The following is a 4572-nucleotide window of genomic DNA, read 5'->3' on the forward strand; positions in this document are numbered from 1 at the left end:
GACCAGCGCGATCACCAGCACCAGCGTGGACAGGAAAAACATGCGGTCATCAGTGAACATCGAAGGCGAATGGTTCACCAGAGTCAGCCTCAACGTAGCGCAGGTTGCGGACATTATAATCACGGATGGGTGATATGGCAATCCATTATGATATTCTGACGATTTTCCCGGAGGCCTTCCAGGGCATCTTTTCCATCGGCATGGTACGCAAGGCCCGCGAGGCCGGCCTGGTCAGCATCGCCGTGCACAACCTGCGGGATTACGCCACGGACAAGCACCGCACCACCGATGACACCCCGTACGGGGGCGGCGGCGGTATGGTGATGAAACCGGAGCCCATTTTCCGCGCTGTCGAGGCCCTGCTGGCACAACCGGACCTGCCCTCCCAGAACGTGCCCATCATACTGCTGAGTCCCCAGGGCCGGCTGTTCACCCACGAGGTGGCTAGGGAGCTTGCCCGCCACCCCCGGCTCATCCTCATCTGCGGACGCTACGAGGGCGTGGATGAGAGGGTGCGGCAACTGTTGGCCACGGACGAGATCTCCATCGGGGACTACGTCCTCAGCGGTGGGGAGATCGCGGCCATGGCCATCGTGGAGGCCACTGTGCGGCTCATCCCGGGCGTCCTGGGCGACCCGGGCGCGCCGTTCGAGGATTCGCTGGCAGAGGGCCTGCTGGAATATCCGCATTACACCCGGCCGCGCGTCTTCCGCGGGGTAGCTGTGCCGGAAGTGCTCCTGTCGGGGAATCATGCGGAGATCGTGCGCTGGCGCAGACAGCAGGCGCTCAAGCGCACCTGGGAGCGCCGGCCGGACCTCCTCAAAAGAGCGCGCCTGACCCCGGAGGACTGGGAATATCTGCAGAAGCTCCAGCGCGGCGAGGCAGAGTAAGCCCGTTCAATTCGGCGGTTCTTTGAACATAAGCATGGGGCGCTTGCCGCGCAGTTCGCGGAAGGTCGCTCCGCCGGCGATGTCCTTCAGCACCTGCTCGGGGTCATCCACCACCGTCCCGCCCAGCACATCCACGCCGTAGTCGAACAGTGCTGGGCACAGCGGGGTGCTCCCACCCAGCACAATTACGTAGGCGTCCGGCCGGCACAACCGCACGAGATCGTCAAAGGTGTGGTTGATGAGCGTCACACCGGTGACAGCGACGACATCGGCCTGCGGGATGACCTGGGGAGCCATATACGCCGGCAAATCCCCGGGGCGGGGGTTCAGCTCCAGCACCCACAGCTCGCCGGCCGCGGCCCGCACCTCGTCCGTGAAGGGGAAATGCCCGACGATCACCACGCGATGCCCCGGTGCCCGCTGAATCAGGAGGTCCTTGGCGTTCATCTGCCAGCAGTGAGAAAGGTCCGGCTCAATTACCGAATTGATGGCCGCCAGGCCGGCGCCGGCACGCACAGGCTCGTCGCCCAGCACCCACTGCGCCACCTCCCATACCGGCCGGCCGATCAGCTCCTCCCGGCGCAGGGACGGGGGATGCAGGAGCGCATCCGCATGGCTCAGGTGCGGCGTGGAGGCCAGCCCACAGCGCCGGCTCAATACTGCCGTCCAGAACGGCCCGATCTGGGCGTCGAGGATGACGGCGTCGGCATATGGACGAACCCAATCGAGCAAAGCATGCAATGCAGGGCGATAGGTCATGATACCATCCTCTGCTTTCCAAAGATTGTGGACAGCGCCACCGCCGGCAGGGATTATAGCCCTGAAAGGTCGATTTGGGAAAATGCCAGCGCTTGGGCGATTTTGACAAACAGCGCCGGCCAACGTATAGTACGCGTAACGTGTCGCATTCGAGGAGAGTCTGCCCCATGACCGAATTGGGCTCCTGGCTGCGCCAGGCTCGTGAGGCCAAACGGCTGAGCCTGGAAGATGTGGAGCGAGAGACGCGCATTCGCGCCCAGTTCCTCGCCGCACTCGAAGAAGAGGACTTTTCCCGGCTTCCTGGAGATGTGTATACGCGCGGCTTCCTGCGCAATTATGCCAGCTTCCTGGGGCTGGACCCCAATGAGGCGCTTCGGCGCTACAAAGAGCTGATCGCCCAGCCCAACAACGGTGAATCTAGTTCGGCCGCCCGCCTTTCCCTGGATGAACCGGTGGAAGTGCCCCTGGTGGAGCCGGCCCGCTCGTCGGCGCGGCTCGCCTCCATCATCCTGCTGGTGATCGCGCTGGCCATCGTGGGAGTATGGTACTTCTCCACGGTCGGCCGCGACAGCCTGCCCCCGTTCCTGCGCGGCATTCTGCCGCCGGCCGGCGCCGTCCCCTCTCCAACCATCCAGGCCGCTGTGAACACCGGTACACCGGAACCGCCGGCGGTGTCCTCACCCATCCCCAGCCCAACCATTACCCCATCGCCAACCGCGTCGCCCACCCCTACCCCGACCTCCACTCCCACCCCAAAGGTCTACCGCGGCGTGGAGGTCCAGGTGGAGATCGTCGCCACCTCCTGGATACAGGTCACCGTGGATGGTGTGCGCGTGTTCGTCGGCACCCTGGAAACGGGTGAGACTCGCGCTTGGGAAGGTCAGGAGAGCGTCGCGCTGCGCGTGGGGAACGCCGGCGGCGTTCGCGTCACCGTCAACGGCGAACCGCTCGGCCTGTTGGGCGCCATCGGCGAGGTCAAGGACGTGGAATGGGTGCGCCAGGGAGGGCCGGCCAACATGCCCGTGCCCACCGGCGCCGGCCCCGTCGCCGAACAAGAGGGCACACCCACCCCAACACCCACCGCCAGCCCGACACCACCCCCGCCGGCCGGCACGCCTACCGCTCCCGCCACCCAATCATCGGCCCTGCGCCCCGCCGGCTTCTGAGACCTCCCTGGAGCGCATCCATGCGTGTGTTCATTGCGACATTAGGCTGTCCCAAGAACGTGGTGGACAGCGAAAACATGGCGGCGCAGTTGGCCCTGGCACATCATGAGATCGTCGAGGATCCGCGCCAGGCCGATGTCATTATCGTCAACACCTGCGGTTTCATCGAGCCGGCCCGCCGCGAATCGCTCGAAGTCCTGCGGGAACTCACCCGCGGCAAGCGCCGGCGTCAGCGGGTCATCGCCGCCGGCTGTCTCGCCCAGCGCTGGGGCAGCCGGTTGCTAAATGAAGTGCCGGCCGTGGATGCCCTGATCAGCACCCGCCGCCTGGATGAGATCACCCGGCTGGTGGATGTCCTCGCCAATCGGACCTCGCCCGGGGAACCGCTGGCCTGGCTGGACGGTACGCTGAACCTGGAGAAGATGCCGGCGCCAGGCCGACCGTTCGCCGGCCCCAGCGTGTACCTCAAGATCGCCGATGGATGCAGTGCCTCCTGCTCCTTCTGCTCCATCCCGCTCATCAAGGGGCCGGCGCGCAGTCGCCCCATGGAGCATATCGTTGCCGAGGCGCGGGAGCTGGTGGACGCCGGCGCACGGGAGATCATCCTCATCGCCCAGGACATCACCTCCTACGGTGCCGACCGAGGCATGGAGGACGCCCTGCCGGAGCTGATCGAGCGCATCCTGCGCGCCGTGCCGGAGCTGGATTGGTTGCGGCTCATGTACGCCTATCCCCAGCGCATCTCGCCCCGCCTCATCGAGGTCATGGTGGGCCATCCGCAGGTATGCCATTACCTGGACATCCCGCTCCAGCACGGCCATCCGGATGTCCTGCGGCGCATGCGCCGGCCCCATGACCTGGACAAGGTCATGGCCCAGATCGAGGCCCTGCGCGCCGCCATGCCGGACATCGCCCTGCGAACCTCGCTGATCGTTGGATTCCCGGGCGAGACCGAGACGGAGTTCCAGACCCTGTTGGAATTCGTGGACGCCATCGCCTTCGATTGGGTGGGGGCGTTTGTGTTTTCCCCGGAAGAGGGCACGCCGGCCGCCGAAATGCCCGGCCAGGTGCCGGAAGAGGTCAAGCAGGCCCGCTACGCGCAGTTGATGGAGCGCCAACAGGCCATCTCCCTGCGGCGCAACCAGGAACAGGTGGGCCGCGTCCTCGAGATGCTGGTGGAAGGGGTGGGGGACGGCATCAGCGTTGGGCGCACCTATCGCGATGCCCCGGAGATCGACGGGCTTATCCTGGTGGAAGGGGAAGCGGAGGTCGGGGACCTTCTGCCGGTGCGGGTGACTGCCGCCAGCGAGTACGATCTGTGGGGGGAATGGGTGGCGCAGGAGACACGCCGGCGCTAAAGCCCCAGCAGTTTCGCCAGCCAACCCCTGCGTGCACGCTTCACAGGCTGAACCTGCGGCTCCTTTTCCGCGGATTCCAGACGCTCCAGCCGCCTTTCCAGCATCTCGATGCGCGCTTCCGCACGCCGGCGGTTCTCCGATAGCTCCTGCTCCAGCCGCATCATGCGCTCCCGCAGACGGGCATTCTCCTCTTTGAGCAGGAAATTGTCCTGAATAACCACGTTCAGCAGTTCCCGGCTTGCCTGCTGGGAATTCAACAGCAACTGCTGGCCATCCGCGATGGTGTGCATGGCATTGGTGAACAGGGTCAATGCCGGCGGCGCCGCGGCCTCCTGTTGGACAGCGGCCAGCTCCCCTTCACGAGGCTCCTTCACCCCGGCGCGTAGGGAGAGGCTGTTC

5 protein-coding genes are annotated in these 4572 nt (G+C 65.5%); 3 read left to right on the plus strand and 2 right to left on the minus strand.

All coding sequences use genetic code 11. The features are described 5' to 3' along the window. The first annotated feature begins 134 nt into the window (after positions 1–134). Positions 135–890 (plus strand): tRNA (guanosine(37)-N1)-methyltransferase TrmD, encoded by a 756-nt coding sequence (trmD, locus tag H5T60_11795; protein MBC7243113.1) that lies wholly within the window; start codon positions 135–137, stop codon positions 888–890. 6 nt (positions 891–896) lie between these two features. Here trmD and H5T60_11800 read toward each other — a convergent pair whose 3' ends face one another. Beyond that, positions 897–1649: a DUF364 domain-containing protein gene (locus H5T60_11800; protein ID MBC7243114.1), complete on the minus strand. Its 753-nt coding sequence runs from the start codon at positions 1647–1649 to the stop codon at positions 897–899. 167 nt (positions 1650–1816) lie between these two features. On the opposite strand from H5T60_11800, the gene H5T60_11805 reads away from it, so the two are divergent. Continuing rightward, a complete protein-coding gene (locus H5T60_11805) occupies positions 1817–2815 on the plus strand; it encodes a helix-turn-helix domain-containing protein (protein MBC7243115.1) in 999 nt (332 codons plus the stop codon). A gap of 20 nt (positions 2816–2835) precedes the next feature. Beyond that, positions 2836–4173: a 30S ribosomal protein S12 methylthiotransferase RimO gene (rimO, locus tag H5T60_11810; protein ID MBC7243116.1), complete on the plus strand. Its 1338-nt coding sequence runs from the start codon at positions 2836–2838 to the stop codon at positions 4171–4173. Here the strand turns inward: rimO and H5T60_11815 are convergent. Next, positions 4170–4547, minus strand: coding sequence for a hypothetical protein (locus tag H5T60_11815; protein MBC7243117.1), 378 nt, complete (start codon positions 4545–4547; stop codon positions 4170–4172). The two genes, rimO and H5T60_11815, sit on opposite strands and share 4 nt — an antisense overlap. Between the last annotated feature and the right edge of the window lie 25 nt (positions 4548–4572).

It is taken from the genome of Anaerolineae bacterium (genome assembly GCA_014360855.1).
Lineage (GTDB): Bacteria > Chloroflexota > Anaerolineae > JACIWP01 > JACIWP01 > JACIWP01.